Genomic DNA, 21,629 nt, shown 5'->3' on the forward strand with positions numbered 1-21,629 from the left:
GTGCGCGTGACCTGAACGCCGCGGGGTGGGTCGTCCGTCGCGGGCGCCGGCCGGCCATCTCAGCCACCAGCGGAGGATCAGTCCCCATGGCCAAGATCATCGCGTTCGACGAGGAAGCTCGTCGGAGCATGGAGCGCGGGCTCAACCAGCTCGCCGACACCGTGAAGGTCACGCTCGGCCCCAAGGGCCGCAACGTCGTCCTGGACAAGAAGTGGGGCGCCCCCACGATCACCAACGACGGTGTCTCCATCGCCAAGGAGATCGACCTCGACGACCCGTACGAGAAGATCGGCGCGGAGCTCGTCAAGGAGGTCGCCAAGAAGACGGACGACGTCGCGGGTGACGGCACCACCACCGCCACCGTGCTCGCCCAGGCGCTCGTCAAGGAGGGCCTGCGGGTCGTCGCCGCCGGCGCCAACCCGATCGCCGTCAAGCGCGGCATCGAGAAGGCCGTCGAGGCCGTCACCGAGCAGCTGCTCAACGCCGCCGTCGACATCGAGACCAAGGAGCAGATCGCCGCCACCGCCGCGATCTCCGCCGGTGACCCCGCGATCGGCGAGCTCATCGCCGAGGCCCTCGACAAGGTGGGCAAGGAAGGCGTCATCACCGTCGAGGAGTCGAACACCTTCGGCCTCGAGCTCGAGCTCACCGAGGGCATGCGCTTCGACAAGGGCTTCCTCGCCCGCTACTTCGAGACGGACCCGGAGCGCCAGGAGGCCGTCCTCGAGGACCCGTACGTCCTGATCGTCGAGTCGAAGATCTCGAACGTCAAGGACATGCTGCCGGTGCTCGACCAGGTCATGAAGTCCGGCCGCTCGCTGCTGATCATCGCCGAGGACGTCGAGGGCGAGGCCCTGGCCACCCTCGTGCTGAACAAGATCCGCGGCACCTTCAAGTCCGTCGCCGTCAAGGCCCCGGGCTTCGGCGACCGCCGCAAGGCCATGCTGCAGGACATCGCGATCCTCACCGGCGGCCAGGTCATCACCGAGACGGTGGGCCTCAAGCTGGAGAACGCGACCCTCGACCTGCTGGGCCAGGCGCGCAAGGTCGTCGTGACCAAGGACGAGACCACGATCGTCGAGGGCTCGGGCGACGCCGAGCTCATCTCGGGCCGCGTCGCCCAGATCCGCTCCGAGATCGAGAAGTCGGACTCCGACTACGACCGCGAGAAGCTGCAGGAGCGCCTCGCCAAGCTGGCCGGCGGCGTCGCCGTCATCAAGGCCGGTGCGGCCACCGAGGTGGAGCTCAAGGAGCGCAAGCACCGCATCGAGGACGCCGTCCGCAACGCCAAGGCCGCGGTCGAGGAGGGCATCGTCGCCGGTGGTGGCGTGGCTCTCATCCAGGCGGGCGCCGCCGCGTTCCCGAAGCTGGAGCTCGAGGGTGACGAGGCGATCGGCGCGCAGATCGTCGCCGCGTCCGTCTCGGCCCCGCTGAAGCAGATCGCGATCAACGCCGGCCTCGAGGGCGGCGTCGTGGCGGAGAAGGTCAAGAACCTCCCCGCCGGCGAGGGCCTCAACGCCGCGACCGGCGTGTACGAGGACCTGCTGGCCGCGGGCGTCAACGACCCGGTCAAGGTCACGCGCTCCGCGCTGCAGAACGCCGCGTCGATCGCCGCGCTGTTCCTCACCACCGAGGCCGTCGTGGCCGACAAGCCGGAGCCGGCCTCGGCCGCGCCCGCCGGCGACGGTGGCATGGGCGGCATGGACTTCTGATCCGGAGTCCGGCCAGAGCCTGACGGTTCGACGACGGGCCCTCACCCTGCGGGGTGGGGGCCCGTCGTGCGTCCGGCGGTTGACACGGCGTCGTGGGTGCCCGGAGGATCCGGGTCGTGCACCGTGAACCTGGGGGCCGCTCATGATCGTCGCCCTGCACTCGGTCCTGCGGCCGGGCGCCGTCGACGACTACCGCGTCGAGCACGCCGCCATCCCCGCCGGCCTCGACGCCGCGTTCGCCCGGGTGGGCATCCATGGGTGGACGATCTGGCGCTCGGGCGAGCGGCTCTTCCACGTCGTCGACTGCGACGACTTCGACGCCGCGATGGCCGCGCTCGACGACGACCCGGCCAACGTGGCCTGGCAGGCGTCGATCGGGCGCTGGGTCGAGGTGTTCCGCGATGCCGACGGCCAGGACGGGTTCGCGCCCCTGGCGCAGGTGTGGTCGCTCGCCGCCCAGCGCGCGGGGACCGCCGTGACGCCCGGACGCGGCTGAGGGCGCCCCGCACGACGCGGGACGCCCCCGTCCGGTTCAGCGGGCCGTGAAGAGCCGCGTGGCCTGGGCCTCGGCGTCCGCGTAGGTGCGCGACGCCGACGACAGGGCCGCCGTCACCGCGTCGAGCGCCGCCTCGACCTGGGTCTGCGTGGCCTGCCACTGACCCATGACTCCCGCGAACTGGGTGGCCGCGCCGCCGTGCCAGCTGGACTGCAGGTCCTGCAGGTGCCGCATCATCGCCCCCACCTCGGAGCGGATCGCCGCCACGGAACCGTTCACCGCCGCGCTCGCCTGCGCCACCCGCTCGCTGTCGACCTCGTACCGCACGTGTCCTCCTTCGTCGCCGTGCCCCCTGCGGGGTTGCCGACGACGACGTTACGGAGGGTGCGGCGCGCGCGGACGCCGTCGTCCACAGGCTGTGGAGAACCGGGTCGGGAGAGGGTCAGGAGGCCGGCTTCTCCTCGAGCAGGCGCCGCTCCTTGAGCAGCCGGTGCAGCTCGCCGTCGAGGTTCTGCCGGGCCGCCTCCTCCCACGCCGCACCCATCGGGCTGAAGTACAGCGACGGGCGCTGCAGCAGCTTGGTGAGCACGCGGACGCGGGCGTCGAGGTAGTCGGGCAGCGGGATGTGCGAGTACTCCGCCCGCACGTTCGCCATGTACGCCTTGTAGCGCTGCGGTTCGGCCGCCAGCATCGCGAGGTCGGCGTCGTTGAGCACCGCCGAGTCGACGTCGTCGGGCAGCGGCTTGTGCCGGTCGATCGAGTCGACGAGCCGCGCGGTGCGCTCCACCGCGGCGTCCGGCAGGCCGAGCTGGGTGAGCTGCGTGCGCGCGAGGTTGGCGCTCACCGTGGTCTGCTCGCCGCCCTGGTTCGCCTGGGCGACCTTGCGCGTCGCGTCGAACACCGCGCCGTGGTACCAGGCCGCGAGGCGCACCAGGTCGGGCTCGTGCGTCTCCTGGGACAGCTCGTCCACGCGGTGCAGGACGTCGGCCAGGTGGCGCAGGTTGTGGAAGTGCCGCTCCGGGGCGGACCACCGGTCGATGAGGTCCTCCCCGACGGAGCGGATCTCCGCGTCGTCGGCGGTCGCTCCCGCACCGTGACAGGTGCGGACGAACGCGGAGAGGAACCACTGGGGCGCGTCGGCGCTCATGACGCCCATCGCAATCAGACCTTCGGTCGTCGGACTCGGACTGTCCTCCTCCTCGTCAGACTACGACCGGGGGGCGACATCGCACCGCGGTCAGGGTGCCGGCCACGCCTGCTGGTCGGCATTCCGGTCAGGTGGAGGAGGACGACGCGCCATCGTAGCCGTCCGCCGACGGGAGAAGAACTCGCACCGTCATCCCGCCGCCGGGCGTCTCGCTCACCGACACGTGGCCCTGGTGCGCGCCGACGATCGCCGCGACGATCGCCATCCCCAGCCCGGAGCCGCCGGACTCCCGGTTCCGCGACGAGTCGGCGCGGTAGAAGCGCTCGAACACGCGGCTCGACTGCTCCGGCGTGATGCCCGGGCCGTGGTCGCGCACCTCGACGACGGCGCCGCCGTCGGGCGCCCGGCCCACCGCCAGCTCGGCCGGCGAGCCGGCCGGTGTGTGCCTCGCCACGTTCCCCACGAGGTTGGTCAGCACCTGGCGCAGGCGGTCACCGTCGCCGGTGACGACGACGCCGGACGGCGCGGGCGCGCCCGGGGCGAGCCCGGTCACCGTGACCTCGCGCGTCGGGTCGAGGGCGTGCAGGTCCTGGGCCGCGTCGCGGGCCATCGCCCCGAGGTCCACGGGCTCGTGGCGCATCGGCCGGCCCTCGTCGAGCCGGGCGAGCACCAGGAGGTCGTTGACCAGCGTGCTCATCCGGCGCGCCGAGTCCTCGATGCGCCCCATGGTGTCGTCCACCTTGGCGGGCGTGTCGAGCGCGCCGAGCCGGTACAGCTCGCCGTAGCCCTTGACCGTCGCCAGCGGCGTGCGGAGCTCGTGGCTCGCGTCGGAGACGAACCGGCGCATGCGGCGTTCCGACTCCTCCTGGGCGGAGAACGCGCGCTCGATCTGCGCCAGCATCGTGTTCAGCGACGCGGACAGCGAGCCCACCTCGGTCGACGTCGGGCGCTCGGGGACGCGCTGCGACAGGTCGCCCGCGGCGATCTCCGCCGCCGTCGCCTCGATCCGGCGCAGCGGTCGCAGCGACCGGTGCACCAGCAGGAAGGAGATCGCCCCGCCGAGGATGACGATGCCGAGCGCCGAGAACAGCAGCGAGCGCGTGAGGTAGGCGACCGTGTGCTGCACGTTCGCCAGGGGGTAGGCGACGTACGCGATCACCTGGTTCGTCGGGTCGGCGAGGGACGCGACCCGCCACTGCGTCGGCGTCGTGCCCCCCGACCCCTCGACGGTGAACGGCTCGCCGTGCCGGTCGTGGACCTCGCTGTACGTCTCGACCGGGATGTCCGGGGTGCCGTACTTCTCGATGTTGGGGGTCCAGCCGATCGGGTCGCTGCTGACCTCGCCGGTCGAGTCCCGGAAGATGACGACGTAGTCGGTGGGCGGGCCGGAGGTGGGGGACTCCGACTGCCGCAGGGTGAGGTTCGCGACCCCCTGGGCGGACTGCCGCAGCTGCTGGTCCACCTGGTCGACCAGGTACGTCGAGACGACGGTGCGCGTCACGACCGCCGCGAGGATGAGGCCGGCGGCCAGCACGAGCACCGTGATCACGACGAGGCGGGTGAGCAGCGGCAGCCGCTCCAGCCACGTCCAGCGCCCGGACCGGCCGGACGGCGTCGCGGCGGGCGGGTCGGTCGTGGACCGCGGGTCGGCGGGAAGGGCCCGGCCGTCCGCCGTCGTGCCGGTCCCCGGCGGGGCCGTCGCGTCCGCCGTCCCCGGCGCGCCCGGCGTGGGCGCGCTCATCGCGGCGCCTGGGGCGCCCGCAGCAGGTAGCCGACGCCGCGCTTGGTGTGGATGAGCGGCGGCAGCGTGAGGTCGTCGCCGTCGGGACCGGTGACGGTGAGGTTGTCGATCTTGCGGCGCAGGTAGGAGATGTAGGACTCGACGATGTTCGCGTCGCCGCCCCAGTCGTACTGCCACACGTGGTCGAGGATCTGCGCCTTGGACAGCACGCGGCCGGCGTTGAGCATGAGGTAGCGCAGCAGCTTGAACTCGGTGGGGGACAGGTCGATCTCGACGCCGGCGCGGCGGACCTCGTGCGAGTCCTCGTCGAGCTCCAGGTCGCCGACGCGCAGGACGGCGTCGTCCTCGGGCTCGCCCGCGTGCGTCCGGCGGAGCACCGCGCGGATGCGCGCCACGACCTCCTCCAGGCTGAACGGTTTCGTGACGTAGTCGTCCCCGCCGACGGTGAGCCCCTGCACCTTGTCCTGCGTGTCGTCGCGGGCGGTGAGGAACAGCACGGGGGTGTGCCGGCCGGTGGAGCGCATGCGGCGGGTCACGGTGAAGCCGTCCATGTCGGGCAGCATCACGTCGAGCACGACGAGGTCGGGCTCGACGTCGCGGACGAGCTGCAGCGCCCCGTTCCCGTCACCGGCGGCGTGGACCTCGAACCCGGCGAAACGCAGGGACGTGGACAGCAGCTCGCGGATGTTGGGCTCGTCGTCCACGACGACGAGACGTGCCTCGGGTGCGCTCATGTCCTCAGTGTGCGACCGGGGTCTGAGCGTTGCCTGGGAAGGGGCTCGGACGGTGCTGGTGCCGTCAGGTCCAGCGCCAGACCTTCGCCGGGCGCCCGCGGCCACCGTGCGCCAGGCCGGCCTCCACGAGGCCGGGGAGCCGCGCCAGGTCGCGGTTCAGGTTGCCGCGGTGCACGCGACCCGTGAGCTGCTCCGTGATCGCCACGGCGTCGGTGGCGGTGAGCTCGGGCCCCGTCAGCGCGCGCGTGAGGCCCAGGTCGCGCCAGAGCATCCCGGCGACGAGCTCGCGGCTCGCCGCCAGGATCTGGTCGTGGTCGAACGCGAGGTGCGGGGCGTCGTCGACCGGGAACCACGGCCCGCCGGGCGCGGGCGCGCCGAAGGGGGACCACGCCGCCCACATGGCGACGGACAGGGACGGCCCGCGGGGGTCGCGGGTCGGCTCGTCGAACGTGCGCAGCTGGCCGAGCGCCCCCGGCGCCGTCGGCACGGCCACCTTGTCGAGGGCCCGGGCCGCGGCGTCCACGAGGCGCTCCCCGCTGTGCACGACGACCCCCGGGAGGGCGATCTCGCCGCGGTACGGGTCCTGCGGGCGCTCGGGGGCGGCGAAGAGGACGCGTCGCGCGGCCCGGTCGTAGGTCAGGGCGACCACGTCGACGGAGACGACGCTGAAGATGTCGGGCGGGGTCATGCTGATCATGCTGCCCTGCTCGCGGGCCCGTCCCCGACACGCGGCGAGCGGTCGGTGCGGCGCGGGCCGTCCGCCGTCAGGACGACGGGGGCCCCGACGGCGTCCTCGACGAGCCGGAGGACCGCGGCGGGGTCGTCGGGCAGCGGGGCGAGGTCGGGGAGGGCGCTCGCCGCCGCCGCGGTGAGCCGCTCGGCGCGGGCGAGGTCCGGGTGCGCGGCGAACGTGAGGGGCTGCTTGTCCCCGCCCCAGGAGCCGGCGACCTGGAGCGGGGTCCCCGCGGCCGCGGCGGCGGCGATCGCGTCGAGATGGCTGACGGCGACCCCGTCGACGCGCCCCGCGACCCGCGAGGCGTAGCGCAGGGCGGGCAGGTCGAGGTGCCCCGTGCGCCACCCGCCCTGGTAGCGGCCCTCCCGGTTGTCCGGCTCGGGCAGGACCAGGCCGGCGTCCTCGGTCGGCATGGGGCCCGCGCCGTGCCGCGTCGAGTAGGTCCGGGTCAGCCCGAGCACGAACGGGCGGTGGCCGGCGGCCTCGAGCTCGCGGACCAGGTGGCGGGGCGTCACCGTCGACCAGGTGGTGTGCGGGTGGAAGCCGTGCCACTCGTCGAGGAGCAGGCCCTGGCTGCCCTCGAAGAGCACCGTGCCGGCGCCGAGCGCGTCCCCGAGCCGGCGGTCGATGTCGTCGGTGATCTCGACGTCGCCGGCGATCGCGCACAGCAGCGACGCCATCTCCGACACGGACGGGTGCGCCACGTCCCCGTCGTCGACCGACTCGAGCAGGGGGGCGGCGTACCGGGCGAGCGCGTCGAGCGCGGCGACCGTGCGACGCCGGTCGCGCAGGGTCGCGAGCGTCGGGGCGGACCCGCGCGGTGCGGCGGCCGGGGCGGTGAAGTTCCCGACGGCGTCGCCGGCCCGCGCGCGGGCGCGCACGGCGAGGTCGTAGGCCACGGTCTCGCCGATGCCGAGGCCCGTCGAGCCGTGCCGGCCCGCGCCGCGCGCGAGCTCCCGCGCCCGGTTCATGGCCGCGTGGACCGGCGTCGTGACGAGGCACCGGGCGTCGGCGACGACCAGGCCGAGGGGGTCGTGGACGCCCTGACCCTCGAGCGCGTGCGCCTCGGCCGCGAGCAGCACCGGGTCGACGAGCATCGGCGCGCGCAGCACGGTGCGCACGTCCAGGAAGGTGCCCGACCCGAACTGCCGGAACGTGTGGTGCCGGGCGCCGTGCCGGACGTTGTGGGCGGCCTGGCCGCCGCCGGACCACCGCACCACGGCCACGGCGTCGGGCGTGCCGGCCGCGAGGTGGTCGACGGTGGCTCCCTTCGACTCGTCGCCGTACCCGAGTCCCACGACGACGATCGCCTGCCGTGGTGCCGTGGTCAGCATCATGGGGTCCTCCCTAGAGGTCGGCGGGCAGGAGGCCGCCGGTGGCGGCGTCGCGGCCGGTCGTGGCGAGGCCGGCCAGGGCCTTGCCGACCGCGGCGGCCCCGGTCGACCCGATCGCGCCCAGGTCGGCCAGGCCCTCGTCGAGGGTGATGGCGTCCTCCATCATGCCGACCGTCAGCGCGATGAGGTCGCACACCGCGTCGGGGTCGTCGAGCTTGAGGAACCGCTCGCCGAGGAGGTCGCGCCAGTGCTCCTCGAGCCACGGGGCGTCGTAGTAGGCGGTGAGGTTCGGGACCACGAAGTAGACGTGGAACTTCTCCTCCAGCCGGCGGTACACCTCGCGCACGTCGAGGTCGCGGAACGCCCGGTCGCCGACGAACTTCCGGATCGAGCTCGCGAAGAGCCGGTCCTTGTTGGCCTCGTCCCCGATGAGGAAGCAGTAGCCCTTGCGCCCGCGCCTCTCGAGCGAGTCCAGCCGGGCCCGCGTCGCGAGGAAGTGGGCGGCCAGGGCGTAGCCCTCCTTGCCGTCGCCGCCGCCCCCGCGCTCGAGGTAGATGTCCCGGAGCTGGGCGTCGATGCGGTTGTCCGACTCGAACTGCCCGACCTGGAGGGGCACGGCGTCGAACACGTCGTCCCCGATCGCGCCGACGAGGATCTGCGGGTCCTGTGCGTACCCGCCGCGCGTGAGGAGGCCGAGGAGGTCGGGAAGCCGCCGCTGGAGGGTCATGGGGACCTGCCCCATCGAGCCGGTGACGTCGAACAGGACCGCGATCGGGGTCGAGCGCGGGTGCTCGGCGCTGTCGCGGGCCTCGCGGGCCGTCGCGCCGAACGCGTCGAGGTCGGGGGCCGCGGTGCGCTGGTCGCGCGGCACGCCCCGCATCCTCGTGGTGTACCCGAAGTCGTCCTGGCCGCGCGCCCTGCGCGCGGCCGCGGCGGCGGTGTAGGTGCTGGTGTCCCACTGTCCTGCGCCCATGAGGGGTTCCTTTCGTCGGGGCCGGTCGGCCCGTGGTCTACGCCGCGCCCGGGAGGGCGAACGGGCGGTATCGCCGCGCGCCGTACAGGTGGCGCAGCAGGAGGTCGTACTCGGTCCGACGGCGACCTGCGTCGAGCGACGCCGAGGCCCGGACCCAGGCGCGCTGGCGGGCCGCGTCGGGGCGGTCGTCGAGCAGCGCGTCGAACAGGGCGGCGAGCCCTGCGTCGGAGGACGTCGCGCCCCAGCCCGTCAGGACGACGCCGTGCCGGGCCGGGTGCACGAGGACGGTGTCGACGTCCAGGGCCGCCGGCTCTCCCGCGAGGTCGAGGGCCAGGAGGACGCGGCGGGCCATCCACGCCCAGTCGCGGCCGTCGAGGCCGCCCGGGAAGGCCGTGCGGACCTCGCGCAGGGTGTGCAGCCCGTCGGGCAGCCGGGCCGCGACCCACGCCCGGTCGGCCGTGGTGCCGCCGTCGACCGGGGTGGGGGCGAACGCGGCGGCGCCCGCCGTGGCGAGCGCCCGGGCCGCCGCCCGGAGCCGGTCGGTGCCCCGGTTCTCGGTGCGGCTGAGCATGACGCGGACCAGCGGGTCGTCGGTCGCGTACGTGCTGATCAGGTCGGCGCGGTGGAGGCGGTCGCGCAGCCGGTAGGTGTCGTGCCGGCCGACGACGTGCGGTGCCGCCGGGCCGGCCGTGCGCGCCGGGGCACCGAGCCGCCACTGCTCGTACAGGTCGTTGAGCCGCGCCGTCGCCCGCTGCGCGACGTCGGGGGCGACGCCGTGGCCGACCGCCACGTCGGGGTGGACGAGGGCGACGAGGCGGCGGTAGGTCCGGCGGGCCCGGCGCGCGGCGGTGGCCTCCGCCGGTGCGCCGGCGAACAGGTCCGCCGCCGTCCGCGCGGCGGTGATGTCGGCGACGGCCTGGGCCGGGGTTCCTGCGTCCATGTTTTTACTCTAGACGAGTAATAAGGCTGACTGCAAGGGGTGGCGCCGTTCTCCGCGTCGCGGTGTCGGCGGTGGGGCCCATGATGAGCGGGTGCGGATCACGGGGGAGCAGCGCCGGCGGCGCCTGGTCGGAGGACAGCTGGCGCTGGGCGTGGGCCGGCCCGGGTCACCGGCGGTGACGACGCCGGAGGACGTCACGCGGAGGTTGGTCGCGCTGCACGCGACGGACGCGCCGAGCGTGCACCTCGCGGTCCTCGCGCGGGTGCCCGGGCTCGGTCTCGACGACGTGCGCGACGCTCTCTTCGAGCGGCGCAGCCTCGTCAAGGTGCTGGGCATGCGGCGCACGATGTTCGTCGTGCCGCGCGACCTGGTGCCGGTGGTGCACGCGGCGGCGTCGGCCCCGGTCGCGTCGCGGCTGCGGGCGCGGCTGCTCAAGGAGCTCGCGACGCTGCCCACGGACCCGGCCGTCGACGACCCCGAGGCGCTGGTCGCGGCCGCCGAGGCGCAGGTGCACGCCGCCCTCGCCGCCGGCCCGCTCGACGGCGCCGAGCTCTCGAGGGCGGCGCCGCTCCTGCGCACCGCCTTCCTGCCCACCACGGACAAGGCGTGGGACGTGCGCCGCACCATGACGTCGCCGCTGCTGTCCCTGCTGTCGGCCGAGGGCTCCGTGGTGCGCGGCGAGCCGCGCGGGGCGTGGTCGTCGCCGCGGCACGTGTGGTCGCCGATGACCGACTGGTTCCCCGACGGGATCCTCGCGATGGACGAGGAGGCGGCCCGGGTGGAGCTCGCCCGGGCGTGGCTCGAGGTGTTCGGGCCCGCCACCGTGGCGGACCTCAAGTGGTGGACCGGCTGGAACCTCGGGCAGGCGCGCCGCGCCGTCGCCGCCCTCGACGTGCGCGAGGTCGAGGTGGAGGTCGGCCCGCCGGGAGAGGACGCCGTCGTCGCCGACGGCGTCATGCTGCGCGACACCGACCTGGACGCCGACCTCGACCCCGCACTGGACGACGTCGTGGACGGTCACGCCGCGCTGCTGCCCACCCTCGACCCCACCACCATGGGCTGGACCGCCCGCGACTGGTACCTGGGCCCGCACCGCGAGCGGATCTTCGACAGCGCCGGCAACGCGGGCGCGACGGTGTGGTGGCAGGGGCGGATCGTCGGGCTGTGGATCGTGCGACCGGGCGGCGACGTCGCCTGGCGCCTGCTCGAGGACGTCGGGGCGGACGGCGAGGCCGCCGTCGCCGCCGAGGCGGAGCGGCTGCGTGCCGTCCTGGGCGGGAGCACGTTCACCCCCGGCTACACGACCCCGCTGTACCGGGAGCTGCTCGCCGCCGACTGAGCCGGCCCACGACGCGTCAGAGGTAACGCAGCGGGTCGAACTCGTCGAGCGGGATGATCCGCACGCGCGGCAGCGGGGCGGTGAACGCGTCGGCGTCGCCCTCGAGGTCGAACATCTGCAGCCCGCGCTCGGAGAGCTGCGCGAACTGCCCGTTGACGAACTCGCGGAACGCCAGCAGCCCCACGCGACGGTCGTCGTCGAGCAGCGCCTCGATCTGCGGCAGGAAGTCGCCGTCGTGGCTCGCGAGCAGGACGTCGCCGTCCCGGTCCGCCAGCGCCTCCAGCGTGCGCTGGATACCGACGTCGACGACCTTCTCCGTGCCGGACGAGGCCAGCGGGATCGGCTTGTAGCCCATCGCGAGCAGCGCCTGCACGAACGCCATCGGCATCTGCCCGCTGCTGGCGTTGAGGAAGAACAGCGGGACGACGTCCTGGTCCCACAGCTTCTGCGCGAACGTCGAGATGCGGTCCCAGCGGGGACGCTCCTCGGGGTTCGGCCTCCGGTTCAGCACGTTCATGCCCAGCGTGGCGTCGATGTTCTCGCCGTCCACCAGGAGATAGGTGCGGCGGCCCGCGGGCTCGGCGGGGGTGGACGCGCTCGCAGGGGCCGGCGCGGAGAAGGCGGGAGACATGCCTCTCAGAGTATCCGTGTCGGCCGCCGGGGCGGTGCGCGGCCCGGCGAGGCAGCCTGGGAACTACCTCGCCGGGACTCGTACTACCTGGCCGGACTCGTCCTCCCTCGCGGGTCAGGCCGGGTCGGACGGGGAGATCTGCGGCGCCGGCGCGTTGCCGGCCTTGAGGGCCGCGAGCCGGGCCTCGAGCTCGATGTCCGCGTCGGAGGCCTCCAGCTCCGCGAACTGGGAGTCGAGGGACGCCGCGGCGACCTCCGCCTGGCCCATCGCCATGGCCTCCTCGCGGCGCACGGTCTCCTCGTAGCGGGCCAGCTCGCTGGTCGGGTCGAGCACGTTGATGGAGCTGATCGCGCCCTGCACGGTCTGCTGCGCCTGGGCGGCCTTCTGACGGGCGACGAGCTGGTCGCGCTTGGACTTCAGCTCGCCCAGCTTGTCCTTCATCGCGGCGAGGCCCGTCTTGAGCTTCTCGACCGTGACGCGCTGCTGCTCGATCATCGGCTGCGCCGTCTTGACCTCGGACTCGGCGTCGAGCTGCTTGCGCAGCGCCACCTTGGCCAGGCTGTCGAACTTGTCGGCGTCGGCGGTGTTGCCGGCGGTCCGGTACTCGTCGGCCTTGCGCGACGCGGCGAGCGCCTTGGTGCCCCACTCGCTGGCGGCCTGGACGTCCTCGTTGTAGTCCTGCTCGGCGAGACGCAGGTTGCCGATGGTCTGGGCGATGGCCTGCTCGGCCTCGGCGATGTTGTTCGTGTAATCGCGGACGAGCTGGTCCAGCATCTTCTGCGGGTCCTCGGCGCGGTCGAGCAGCGCGTTGATGTTCGCCTTCGCGAGCTGGCTGATGCGCCCGAGGATGCTCTGCTTCTGCGTCATGGTCGTGCTTCCTTCCGTCGCCCTGCTGAGATGGTGTGCCGTCGTCGTGTGCCTGCCAGAACGTGCGCCGTGCCGGACCGGTTCCGGCCCGGGCCACGGGGGTCAGAAGCGGCCGCCGCGCGACCTCCCGCCGCGCCCGCCGGCACTGCTGCGCCGGCCGCCGCCGAAGCCGCCGCCGCCCCGGCCGCCGCCGAACCCCCCGTTGCCGCCCCGGCGCCGGCCGCCGCCGTACCCTCCGCCGAACCCGCCGCTGATGCCGCCGCCGGACCCGCGCAGCACGGAGTCGAGCAGGATCCCGCCCAGCACCATGCCGCCGACGTTCGGCCCGCCCTGCCCGCCCTGGTTCGCGCCCCACGACGAGGTGTCCTGCTCCGCGAGCTGCGTCGCCTGCTGCGCGTACCGATCGGCCCGCTGGGCGCGCTCGAGGGCCGCCGTCGGGTCCTGCGACTGGAGCGCCTGGGCCTCGGCGACGAGCCGCGCCGCCTCGGCCAGACGGGTCCGGGCCTCGGGCCCGACGGCACCACGACGCGTCGCGACGTAGTCCTGCGTGGCACGCACCTGCGAGTCCACGCGACCGAGCGTGTCGCGCAGGAGGGCGCGGGCGCGCGCGTCCGCCTCCGCCTTCTCGCGGGCCGGGGCGAGGGCGGCGTCCAGCGCGGCCTCGGCCGCGGTGAGCCGGCGCAGCGCGGCGAGCGGGTCGCCGCCCGAGCGCGCGCCGCGCGCCTGGGTCAGCGCGGCCTCGGCCTCGGCGAGCGCCGCGGCCACGGCCGCCCGGTCCGCCTGGCCGTCGGCCGCGCCGGCGGGCGCGAGGCGGGCGGCGTCGGTCACGTCCTGGCCGATCGACGCGAGGCCCTTGTCCAGGTCGGCGCCGGCGGTGGCGAGCTGCGCACCCGCCTGGTCGACGGCGTCGAGCAGCGTCGCGGCCTGGCCGAGCGCGTTCTGCGCCGCCCGCAGGTGCGCGACGGCGGCGGAGCGGGTGCGGCCTGTGAGCGCGGCGCGGCCCGACGCGACGGCGTCGCGGGCGTGCGCCACGAGAGCGGTCGCCTGGTCCGGGTTGCCGCGGACCGACGCCAGCGCCGCCGTCGGGTACGACGCCGCGAGCCCGTCGAGCGTCTCGCGCGCCACGGGCACGCGCGCCTCGATCTCGCCGGCGCGCTGCTCGGTCTCGTCCAGCAGCTCCGGGGCGCGCTGCTGGAGGGAGCGCAGCTCGTCGAAGGCGTCCGTCTGCGCGTCCAGCGACGTGCCCGCGTGCTCGGTCAGCTCGAGGATGCCGGCGAGCAGCTGGCGGCGGCGCGGCTCGCTGTCCGGCACGTCGTCGTCGAGCTCCTGGCGCAGATGGAAGGCCTGCGCGACGTCGGCCTTCGCGGCCTCCAGAGCCGCGGAGAAGTCCTGCGTGGCCTCGAGCCCGAACTCGGCCTGCGCGAAGCCGAGCTCCTGCTCGGACGTGCGGACCGCGTCGTCGATCTCGACGAGAGCGGCGCCCACCCGACGCTCGAGCTCCTCCGTCGGCACGGCCGACACGTCGCCCGGCCCCGCCGGGGCGGTGGCGACCTGGTTCTTGCGGCGCGACCGGACCCAGAGCCAGCCTCCGACCCCGCCGGCCACGACGAGGCCGCCCACCGCGGCCGCCACGCCCCAGCCGCCGCCGGACGACGTCGTGCCGCCGGTGCGGATCGTGTCCGCGGCGGCGATCGCGGCGCCGGCCCAGTCGTCGTCGCGCAGGTGGTCCTCGGCGACCTGCTCCACCTGGTCGAGCTGCGCGTCCGAGAGACCGTTGTTGGTGTCCACCGACAGCCCGTACGCGCGGCCCTCGGTGGCGACGGCGAGCAGCAGGTCGTTCACCCCGAGGCCCGCGTCCGTCGCGGTGCGGTTCGCCCAGTCGCGGCCGTCCGTGCCGTCGAACGACTCCACGTAGACGACGAACAGCTGGTACGGCGTCTCGTCCGCGAGCTGGTCGAGCGAGGTCTGCACCCGCGCCTCGTCGCCGTCGTCGAGCACCCCCGACTGGTCGGTGATCTCGCTGTCGAGCTGGGTCAGGGGAGGGACGGCGGAGGCGCTGGGCGCGAGGACGGCGGCGCCGGCGAGGGCCAGCAGCAGGGCCAGCACGCACGCACCGGCGGCCGCTGCGGCGCGGCGCGGCGCAGCGGGGACGACACGGGGATTCACGACCCGATCGTGTCGCGCGCGGGCATCCGACGCAATTGCGGCACCGACGGCGGGCGGACGCCCGCACGCCGAGTCGTCCCTGGCTACCTCGCGGCGTCGGGAGCCTCGAGGTCCTCCGCGTCGACGATGCGGTACGCGTACCCCTGCTCGGCGAGGAACCGCTGCCGGTGGGCGGCGAAGTCCTGGTCCACGGTGTCGCGGGCGACGACGGCGTAGAAGTGCGCCGTCCGGCCGTCGGCCTTGGGCCGCATGACACGCCCCAGCCGCTGCGCCTCCTCCTGGCGCGACCCGAACGACCCGGACACCTGGATCGCGACCGACGCCTCCGGCAGGTCGATGGAGAAGTTCGCGACCTTCGACACCACGAGCCGGCTGATCTCGCCCTCCCGGAAGGCGGCGAACAGCTTCTGCCGCTCGCGGACCGTCGTCGCGCCCGTGATGAGCGGCGCGTCGAGGTGCGCGCTGAGCTCCTCGAGCTGGTCCAGGTACTGGCCGATGACGAGCACCTGGTCGTCCGGGTGCTGCGCCACGATCCGCTCCACGACGCGGTTCTTGCCCGGCGCGCACGCGGCGAGGCGGTACTTGTCCTCCGGCTCGGCCGTCGCGTACACCATCCGCTCGTGCTCGGGCAGCGTGAGACGCACCTCGACGCAGTCGGCGGGCGCGATGTACCCCTGCGCCTCGATGTCCTTCCACGGGGCGTCGTAGCGCTTGGGCCCGATGAGGCTGAACACCTCGTCCTCGCGGCCGTCCTCGCGCACCAGCGTGGCGGTGAGGCCGAGGCGGCGGCGCGCCTGCAGGTCCGCCGTCATGCGGAAGATCGGCGCGGGCAGCAGGTGCACCTCGTCGTAGAGGATGAGGCCCCAGTCGCGGGCGTCGAGCAGCTCGAGATGGCTGTACACGCCCTTCCGCTTGGTCGTGAGCACCTGGTAGGTCGCGATCGTGACGGGCTTGATCTCCTTGCGGGAGCCCGAGTACTCGCCGATCTCGTCCTCGGTGAGGGTGGTGCGGCGCACCAGCTCGTCGCGCCACTGCCGGGCGCTGACGGTGTTGGTCACGAGGATGAGCGTCGTGGTGCCGGACTTCGCCATCGCGCCCGCGCCGACGATCGTCTTGCCGGCGCCGCAGGGCAGCACGACGACGCCGGAGCCGCCGTGCCAGAAGCCGTCCACCGCCTGCGCCTGGTAGGGGCGCATCTCCCAGGCCTTCGGCTCCTCGTGCGGGGTGCGCGGGTGGGTGGGGGAGGCGAGCGCGATCTCGTGCTTCTCGCCGTCGACGTACCCGGCCAGGTCCTCCGCGGGCCAGCCCAGCTTCACCAGGACCTGCTTGAGGTGGCCGCGCTCGGAGGGGTGCACGACGACGGTCTCGTCGTCGATGCGGTCGCCCACCAGGCCGGCGGTGCGCCTGGACTTGAGCACCTCGGCGAGCACCGCGCGGTCGCTGGCCTCGAGGACCAGCCCGTGCGTGGGGTGGGTGGCGAGCGTCAGCCGCCCGTACCTCCCCATCGTCTCCGCGACGTCGATGAGCAGCGCGTGCGGCACCGGGTAGCGCGAGTACTCGATGAGGGTGTTCACGACCTGCTCCGCGTCGTGCCCCGCGGCGCGCGCGTTCCACAGCCCCAGGCTGGTGAGCCGGTACGTGTGCACGTGCTCCGGCGCGCGCTCCAGCTCCGCGAACGGCGCGATGGCGCGGCGCGCGTCGTCGGCGCGCGGGTGGTCCACCTCCAGCAGGATGGACTTGTCGCTCTGCACGATGAGCGGGCCGTCGGTCATGCGGCTCCTTCCGGGGGGTGGCGATCGGGGGGATCCAGGGTCTCAACGCCGTGAGCGGGCGCGCTTGTTCCGTGCGGCCGTCGGGCGAGGTCAGCCGTCCACCGGCTCCACGCCGGCGATGCGGTGCACGGCGACGGTGAGCTCCGCCTCGCGCGCCGGGTCCAGCGCGCGCAGCCGGCCGCCGTCGAGCCGCAGCGGCTTGAGCGCGCGCCGCTCCATCGTGCCCGACGCGCCCACCATCTCGATCCACACGACGCGGCCGTCGCGCAGCGCGTCGTGCAGGGTGGCGAGCGCGTCGCCGGGCTCGGTGGTGCGGGGTCGGCCGCTCGTCGCGGCGCCCCGGCCGCCGTTCGCGGGCTCCCGCGGGGTCGCGGCGCCGCCTCCCGACGGCGTCCCCGCCGCGCGGTGCGTGGCGGCCAGCCGGTCCACCGCCGTCTCGTCGCCGGCGTCGGCGGCACGCAGGCGGGCGACGAGGTGAGCGCGGGCGTCGTCCGACGTCGCCTCCGGCTCGGCGGCGGGGCCGCGGCGCGGGTCGCGCGGGGTGCGGTCCGGGCGCGGCGGGCGGCGCAGGCGCGCGCTGAGCACGTGGCCGTCGGGGCCCTCGACGGCGGACAGCAGGCCGCGGGCGCGCAGCGCGTCGTGCAGCTCGGCGGCGGGGACGGCCGCGGCCAGGACCGTCGGGGCGAGGCGCACCAGGCCCAGGTGCGCGAGCCGAGGGTCCGCCGCGAGCCCGGCGAGGACCGTCGGGTCGGCTGCGCGCACGTACGACCCGGCCGCCCCCACCCGCAGCGACTCGTGCCGCCGCGCCGTGTCCCGCACCAGGTACTCCAGCGGCTGCGGCACGGGCACCCGCGAGCGGTGCGCCAGCGCGTCGAGCAGCTCGTCCGCCGTCGTGCCGTGGTCCAGCGCGCGCGTCACCGACGACGGCGAGAAGCGCACCGTCGTCGCCGCCCCGCGCGACTCGACGTCGGCCGACCGCTCCAGCAGGAGGGCCAGGGCCTGCGACGGCCGGCCCGGCACGATGCCGGTGAGGTCGCCCTGCAGCAGCACCTCGTCCACCTCCGGAGGCAGCGCCGCGCGCAGCGCCCCCTCGAGGCCGTCGTCAGACGCGCGGTCCGCCCCGGCGGGCCGTGCGTCCGACAGGTGGGCGAGGAGGGCGGAGCCCGGGCCGGACAGCGCCCCCGCGCCGGTCGCGCCGAGCAGTGCGGCCTCCGTCAGCAGGCCGGCGACCGCCTGCTCCGGCGGCACGGTGCGCGGCGCGTGCCAGCGCAGCACCGTCATGACGGCGTCGACGTCGAGCGCCGTGCCGGGCCGCGCGGCCAGGACCTGGAGCACCTGACGGCGCAGCCGCGGGACCCAGCCGCGGTGCAGGTCGGGGGACAGCGGCGCCCGCAGGTTGCCCTTCTCGTCGCGCGAGCCCACCAGCCACGGCGTGCGCCGCGAGCCCGCCCACGCCGCCGCGAGCAGCGCCCAGCGCTCGGCGTCGTCCATCACCTCCCAGCGGTCGGCGACGGTCGTGGGCCGGTACGACGGCGGCGCCTCGCCGTCGTCGGCCACCACGCCCGCGGCGGCGGCTACCTCGACGACGAACGCCGTGTCCGCCTCGTCCGCGCCGAGGGCCTGGGCCGTGCGGCGCAGGTCGCGCACGCCGAGGCCGCCGCTGCGCAGCACCGCCGGGGCCGTGTCGTCCCACGCGGCGACCAGGAGGTCCACCCGGCGCACCAGCTCCAGCGCGGCGCTCGCGGCCTCGGCGTCGACGGCGGGCTCCGGCACGGTGCGCCCGTCCGGCCGGGGCGGGGCGAGCTCGGGGGAACGGTGCGTGCGCCCGCCGCGCAGCGCCAGCCCGACGTCGCGCGGCAGCGTCACGTGCCGGGCGTCCGTGCGCAGCAGCAGCCGCGCGTCGACCAGGGCGTCCACCGCGGCCCGCGCCGGCGTGCCCGGCGCCGGGACGAGGCCGATCGGTGGGCCCCAGGTCAGCGCGTCCAGCACCTCGCGCCCGCCGCGGGGCAGGTCGGGGAGGGTGACGTCGCGCGCGTCCCCGTCCGCCGGGGCCCCGGGTCCCCCGACCGCCGGGCGTCGGCGCTCGTCGGGGCGGGCCGGGCCGAGGCCGGCGGGGTGCGGGCCGAGGACGTCGTCCAGCCCGGGTGCAGGGCGCAGGTCCGGGCGCCCGGGCTCGCCCGCGTCCCAGAGGAGCGCCGCGGTCAGCGCGTCGGCGAGCGAACGCTCGACGGCGGATCCGTCGTCGGGTCCTCGGTGACCGTTCCGGGCGGTCGCGGCGTCGTCCGCGCCGACCGCGCGCCGCACGTCGTCGGGGGTCACCGGGCCGTTCCCGGCGAGCGCGACCACCGCCTCCAGCGCCTGCAGGGTGCGCGCGTCCGCGTGCGCCAGCGCCCGCTCGAGAGCCGTGCGGCTGGACGCGCGGGCCGCCAGGGAGCGCAGCGTGGACGGCGACGGGGTGGCCAGGTCCGGCCGCGCGCGCAGCAGCGCGAGCAGCTCGGCGTCGTCGCGTGCGCGGATCGCCTCGGTGAAGGTACGGGGCGCGTCCGTGGTGCCGGCGCCGTCCGCGACGTCGGCCTCCGCCGTGCCCCGGGGCGACGTGCTGGCCATCTGATCGATGCTACGCGCCGCCACCTCGCTGCCGAACAGGTAGTCGTGCACCGAGTTCGGCGTCAGGACGTGCGCAGGTGCATGGTCGGCGAGAGATCAGAGTCCCGCGGTGCGGCGGCAGACCTCGTCCCACGGGGTGGGCTCGAGGCCCCAGCGGTCCCGGGCGGCGGAGTCGTCGAGGACGTACGGGCGCTCCCACTGGTAGACGAGCTGGCGCACCTCGCGCATGAAGGGGGAGACGGCGGAGACGGCGGCGAGCGCCGGCCCGCGCAGCGAGCGGGGGAGGACGGGCGGGCGCCCGGCGGCGGCGAGCACGTCGGTCAGGGCCTGCGCCGGGGTGCGCGGCGCGTTGCTCGGCACGTGCCAGGTGCGGCCGTGCGCGCCCGGGTCCTCGGCTGCCGCGACGAGCGTGCGCGCGACGTCGCCCACGTCCGTGAACGAGTGCGGCAGGTCCGTGCGGCCCATCATCGTGACGCGCTTCCCCGCCAGCGCGGCCGGGAGGACGCGCGAGACGTGCCCGTTGCCGCCGACGCCGGGGCCCATGTAGTCGGACGCGCGGACCTCGACGGTGCCGCGCAGCCGGCCCTCCTCGAACGCGCGGCGGGCGTCGGCCCACATCCGGGTACGCAGGACGCCCTTGTGGTCGGTGGCGGCGTCGGGCAGGTCCTCGGTCATCGGCCCGTCGACCGGGCCGTACGGGTAGAGGTTGCCCGTGATCGCGTAGACGGCGCCCGAGCGTTCGGCGGCGGTGAGGAACGAGGCCGCGAGCGGCGGCCAGGCGCGCTCCCACTGCGTGTAGTCGCCGGGGTTGGCGCAGTTGTACAGGACGTCGGCGCCGTCGGCCGCGCGGCTCAGGGCGTCGGCGTCGGAGGCGTCGAGGGCGGCGTGCGCGACGCCGGCGACCCCGGTGTCGCGGCCGGTGCGGGTGACGACGGTGACGTCGGAGCCGCGCTCGGCGAGCAGGACGGCGACGTGCCGACCCACGGGCCCGGCGCCGACGATCAGGTGACGGTCGGTCATGACTGGTGCTCCAATCCGAGAGCGGTGCTCTCTGTCGGGGCGAGCATGGCACTGCCGACACCTCCTGGCAAGAGCGATGCTCTTGTTTGTGGCCGCTGCTCTCGCGTGCCAGGCTGAGGCGCATGGCCGACGCCCCCCGCACCGCACGCGCCCTCGCCCGCGAGACGCTCACGCGCGAGATCCGCAGCGCCGCCCGCGCCCGCCTCGCGACCGACGGCCCGGCCGCCCTGTCCCTGCGCGCCGTCGCGCGCGACGTCGGGATGGTCTCCTCCGCCGTCTACCGCTACTTCCCCAGCCGCGACGCGCTGCTCACCGCCCTGATCGTCGAGTGCTACGACGAGCTCGGCGCCGCCGTCGAGGACGCCGACGCCGCCGTGGCCGACCGCGACGCCGCCGCCGCCCGCTGGCTCGCCGCCTGCCGCGCGCTGCGGGCGTGGGCCGTGGCGCACCCCGCGGAGCTCGGGCTGCTGTACGGCACGCCGGTGCCCGGGTACGCCGCGCCGCGCGACACCGTCGACCCCGCCACCCGCGTCGTCCGCGTGCTGGTGACGGTCGTGGCGAGCGCCCACGCGGCCGGCGCGACCCCGCGGCCCGCCCCGGACGGCACCCCCGACGCGACCGCCGTCGTGGACCCGGCGCGGCAGTTCGTCGCCGCGCGCGGCATCGTCGAGGACGCGCCCACCGAGCTGGTCGTCCGCACGCTCATGGCCTGGACCACGCTGTTCGGCACCGTGTCGTTCGAGATCTTCGGGCACCTCGTCGGCTCCGTCACCGACCCGGAGGCGTGGTTCGACGCCGTCGCCCTCCGCCTGGCCGCCGACCTCGGCATCCGCTGACGACCCCGGGCCCGGGCCGCGGACCCGGACCGATGCGGCACCCTGCCGCACCGGCCGGTAGCCTGAGCGTCTGGCCGGTGTGCCGGGCGCTCGCCCGTGCACCGGCCGGATCCGGCTCCGCGCACCGGCGCGGGGCCGTAGTCGACGACGAGCACGAAGAGGTTCAGGTGCCCACCGGCAAGGTCAAGTGGTACGACGCGGAGCGCGGGTTCGGCTTCATCGCCAGCGAGGACGGTGGGGAGATCTTCCTGCACGCGTCCGCGCTGCCCTCGGACGTCGAGAGCGTCAAGCCCGGCGCCCGCGTCGAGTTCGGTGTGGCCGACGGCCGCCGCGGCCCGTCCGCGCTGTCCGTGAAGCTCCTGGACCCGGCGCCGTCCGTGGCCAAGGCCAAGCGCAAGGCGCCGTCCGAGATGGCCGGCATCGTCGAGGACCTCATCAAGGTGCTCGACCGCGTGGGCGACCAGCTGAAGCGGGGGAAGTACCCGGACGCCGCGGCGGGCAAGCGCGTCGCCACGCTGCTGCGCGCCGTCGCCGACGACCTCGACTCCTGACGCTCCGGCCGACGACCACGCCCGAGACGA

19 protein-coding genes are annotated in these 21,629 nt (G+C 75.3%); 5 read left to right on the plus strand and 14 right to left on the minus strand.

Annotated features, from left to right (window positions below; all coding sequences use genetic code 11):
- The first annotated feature begins 86 nt into the window (after positions 1-86).
- Both groL and ACQP6G_RS10720 read left to right on the plus strand, forming a co-directional pair.
- Entirely contained in the window at positions 87-1,712 is a 1,626-nt protein-coding gene (groL, locus tag ACQP6G_RS10715; RefSeq protein WP_429764308.1) for a chaperonin GroEL, read from the plus strand.
- 142 nt (positions 1,713-1,854) lie between these two features.
- On the plus strand, positions 1,855-2,208 hold the full coding sequence (locus ACQP6G_RS10720; protein ID WP_429764309.1) for an L-rhamnose mutarotase: 354 nt from the start codon (positions 1,855-1,857) through the stop codon (positions 2,206-2,208).
- 36 nt (positions 2,209-2,244) lie between these two features.
- On the opposite strand, the gene ACQP6G_RS10725 is transcribed toward ACQP6G_RS10720, so the two are convergent.
- From ACQP6G_RS10725 to ACQP6G_RS10760, 8 genes are all read right to left on the minus strand, one after another.
- The gene (locus ACQP6G_RS10725) at positions 2,245-2,535 is read right to left on the minus strand and encodes a WXG100 family type VII secretion target (RefSeq protein WP_429764310.1); all 291 of its coding nucleotides are present in this window, start codon (positions 2,533-2,535) and stop codon (positions 2,245-2,247) included.
- Positions 2,536-2,650: 115 nt separating this feature from the next.
- Complete coding sequence (locus ACQP6G_RS10730; protein ID WP_429764311.1) at positions 2,651-3,355, minus strand: HD domain-containing protein; 705 nt, start codon at positions 3,353-3,355, stop codon at positions 2,651-2,653.
- Positions 3,356-3,482: 127 nt separating this feature from the next.
- Complete coding sequence (locus tag ACQP6G_RS10735) at positions 3,483-5,096, minus strand: sensor histidine kinase (RefSeq protein ID WP_429764312.1); 1,614 nt, start codon at positions 5,094-5,096, stop codon at positions 3,483-3,485.
- A complete protein-coding gene (locus ACQP6G_RS10740) occupies positions 5,093-5,830 on the minus strand; it encodes a response regulator transcription factor (protein ID WP_429764313.1) in 738 nt (245 codons plus the stop codon). The genes ACQP6G_RS10735 and ACQP6G_RS10740 overlap by 4 nt, the downstream gene beginning before the upstream one ends.
- Before the next feature lie 64 nt (positions 5,831-5,894).
- Positions 5,895-6,527 (minus strand): NUDIX hydrolase, encoded by a 633-nt coding sequence (locus ACQP6G_RS10745; protein WP_429764314.1) that lies wholly within the window; start codon positions 6,525-6,527, stop codon positions 5,895-5,897.
- Entirely contained in the window at positions 6,524-7,900 is a 1,377-nt protein-coding gene (locus tag ACQP6G_RS10750) for an adenylosuccinate synthetase (protein ID WP_429764315.1), read from the minus strand. Before ACQP6G_RS10750 ends, ACQP6G_RS10745 begins: the two co-directional genes overlap by 4 nt.
- 10 nt (positions 7,901-7,910) lie before the next feature.
- A complete protein-coding gene (locus ACQP6G_RS10755) occupies positions 7,911-8,870 on the minus strand; it encodes a hypothetical protein (RefSeq protein WP_429764316.1) in 960 nt (319 codons plus the stop codon).
- Between the two features lie 37 nt (positions 8,871-8,907).
- Positions 8,908-9,810, minus strand: coding sequence for a hypothetical protein (locus ACQP6G_RS10760; RefSeq protein WP_429764317.1), 903 nt, complete (start codon positions 9,808-9,810; stop codon positions 8,908-8,910).
- 91 nt (positions 9,811-9,901) lie between these two features.
- Here ACQP6G_RS10760 and ACQP6G_RS10765 point away from each other — a divergent pair, with 91 nt between their 5' ends.
- Positions 9,902-11,149 (plus strand): winged helix DNA-binding domain-containing protein, encoded by a 1,248-nt coding sequence (locus ACQP6G_RS10765; protein ID WP_429764318.1) that lies wholly within the window; start codon positions 9,902-9,904, stop codon positions 11,147-11,149.
- A gap of 16 nt (positions 11,150-11,165) precedes the next feature.
- Here the strand turns inward: ACQP6G_RS10765 and ACQP6G_RS10770 are convergent, their stop codons facing one another.
- The 6 genes from ACQP6G_RS10770 to ACQP6G_RS10795 all read right to left on the minus strand — a co-directional run bounded on the left by ACQP6G_RS10770 (position 11,166) and on the right by ACQP6G_RS10795 (position 20,212).
- A complete protein-coding gene (locus tag ACQP6G_RS10770; RefSeq protein ID WP_429764319.1) occupies positions 11,166-11,780 on the minus strand; it encodes an NYN domain-containing protein in 615 nt (204 codons plus the stop codon).
- A gap of 114 nt (positions 11,781-11,894) precedes the next feature.
- A complete protein-coding gene (locus ACQP6G_RS10775; protein ID WP_429764320.1) occupies positions 11,895-12,647 on the minus strand; it encodes a PspA/IM30 family protein in 753 nt (250 codons plus the stop codon).
- A gap of 102 nt (positions 12,648-12,749) precedes the next feature.
- Complete coding sequence (locus tag ACQP6G_RS10780; protein WP_429764321.1) at positions 12,750-14,813, minus strand: TPM domain-containing protein; 2,064 nt, start codon at positions 14,811-14,813, stop codon at positions 12,750-12,752.
- An 83-nt stretch (positions 14,814-14,896) separates the two neighbouring features.
- Complete coding sequence (locus ACQP6G_RS10785) at positions 14,897-16,585, minus strand: DNA repair helicase XPB (protein WP_429764322.1); 1,689 nt, start codon at positions 16,583-16,585, stop codon at positions 14,897-14,899.
- 90 nt (positions 16,586-16,675) lie between these two features.
- Entirely contained in the window at positions 16,676-19,192 is a 2,517-nt protein-coding gene (locus ACQP6G_RS10790) for a helicase-associated domain-containing protein (RefSeq protein ID WP_429764323.1), read from the minus strand.
- A gap of 96 nt (positions 19,193-19,288) precedes the next feature.
- The gene (locus ACQP6G_RS10795; RefSeq protein ID WP_429764324.1) at positions 19,289-20,212 is read right to left on the minus strand and encodes an NAD-dependent epimerase/dehydratase family protein; all 924 of its coding nucleotides are present in this window, start codon (positions 20,210-20,212) and stop codon (positions 19,289-19,291) included.
- 122 nt (positions 20,213-20,334) lie between these two features.
- Here ACQP6G_RS10795 and ACQP6G_RS10800 point away from each other — a divergent pair, with 122 nt between their 5' ends.
- Both ACQP6G_RS10800 and ACQP6G_RS10805 read left to right on the plus strand, forming a co-directional pair.
- The gene (locus ACQP6G_RS10800; RefSeq protein WP_429764325.1) at positions 20,335-21,048 is read left to right on the plus strand and encodes a TetR/AcrR family transcriptional regulator; all 714 of its coding nucleotides are present in this window, start codon (positions 20,335-20,337) and stop codon (positions 21,046-21,048) included.
- A 167-nt stretch (positions 21,049-21,215) separates the two neighbouring features.
- Positions 21,216-21,599, plus strand: coding sequence for a cold-shock protein (locus ACQP6G_RS10805; protein WP_429764326.1), 384 nt, complete (start codon positions 21,216-21,218; stop codon positions 21,597-21,599).
- Positions 21,600-21,629 lie beyond the last annotated feature (30 nt).

Origin of the sequence: Isoptericola nanjingensis (assembly GCF_050311635.1) — a bacterium.
GTDB lineage: Bacteria > Actinomycetota > Actinomycetes > Actinomycetales > Cellulomonadaceae > Isoptericola > Isoptericola nanjingensis.

Excerpts from the sequence above, each read along its gene's own strand:
- ACQP6G_RS10800 (WP_429764325.1), top strand. The coding sequence starts at position 20,335 with ATGGCCGACGCCCCCCGCACCGCACGCGCCCTCGCCCGCGAGACGCTC.
- ACQP6G_RS10795 (WP_429764324.1), bottom strand. The coding sequence starts at position 20,212 with ATGACCGACCGTCACCTGATCGTCGGCGCCGGGCCCGTGGGTCGGCAC.
- ACQP6G_RS10720 (WP_429764309.1), top strand. The coding sequence starts at position 1,855 with ATGATCGTCGCCCTGCACTCGGTCCTGCGGCCGGGCGCCGTCGACGAC.
- ACQP6G_RS10755 (WP_429764316.1), bottom strand. The coding sequence starts at position 8,870 with ATGGGCGCAGGACAGTGGGACACCAGCACCTACACCGCCGCCGCGGCC.
- ACQP6G_RS10740 (WP_429764313.1), bottom strand. The coding sequence starts at position 5,830 with ATGAGCGCACCCGAGGCACGTCTCGTCGTCGTGGACGACGAGCCCAAC.
- ACQP6G_RS10750 (WP_429764315.1), bottom strand. The coding sequence starts at position 7,900 with ATGATGCTGACCACGGCACCACGGCAGGCGATCGTCGTCGTGGGACTC.
- ACQP6G_RS10790 (WP_429764323.1), bottom strand. The coding sequence starts at position 19,192 with ATGGCCAGCACGTCGCCCCGGGGCACGGCGGAGGCCGACGTCGCGGAC.
- groL (WP_429764308.1), top strand. The coding sequence starts at position 87 with ATGGCCAAGATCATCGCGTTCGACGAGGAAGCTCGTCGGAGCATGGAG.
- ACQP6G_RS10785 (WP_429764322.1), bottom strand. The coding sequence starts at position 16,585 with ATGACCGACGGCCCGCTCATCGTGCAGAGCGACAAGTCCATCCTGCTG.
- ACQP6G_RS10735 (WP_429764312.1), bottom strand. The coding sequence starts at position 5,096 with ATGAGCGCGCCCACGCCGGGCGCGCCGGGGACGGCGGACGCGACGGCC.
- ACQP6G_RS10730 (WP_429764311.1), bottom strand. The coding sequence starts at position 3,355 with ATGAGCGCCGACGCGCCCCAGTGGTTCCTCTCCGCGTTCGTCCGCACC.
- ACQP6G_RS10770 (WP_429764319.1), bottom strand. The coding sequence starts at position 11,780 with ATGTCTCCCGCCTTCTCCGCGCCGGCCCCTGCGAGCGCGTCCACCCCC.
- ACQP6G_RS10760 (WP_429764317.1), bottom strand. The coding sequence starts at position 9,810 with ATGGACGCAGGAACCCCGGCCCAGGCCGTCGCCGACATCACCGCCGCG.
- ACQP6G_RS10775 (WP_429764320.1), bottom strand. The coding sequence starts at position 12,647 with ATGACGCAGAAGCAGAGCATCCTCGGGCGCATCAGCCAGCTCGCGAAG.
- ACQP6G_RS10745 (WP_429764314.1), bottom strand. The coding sequence starts at position 6,527 with ATGATCAGCATGACCCCGCCCGACATCTTCAGCGTCGTCTCCGTCGAC.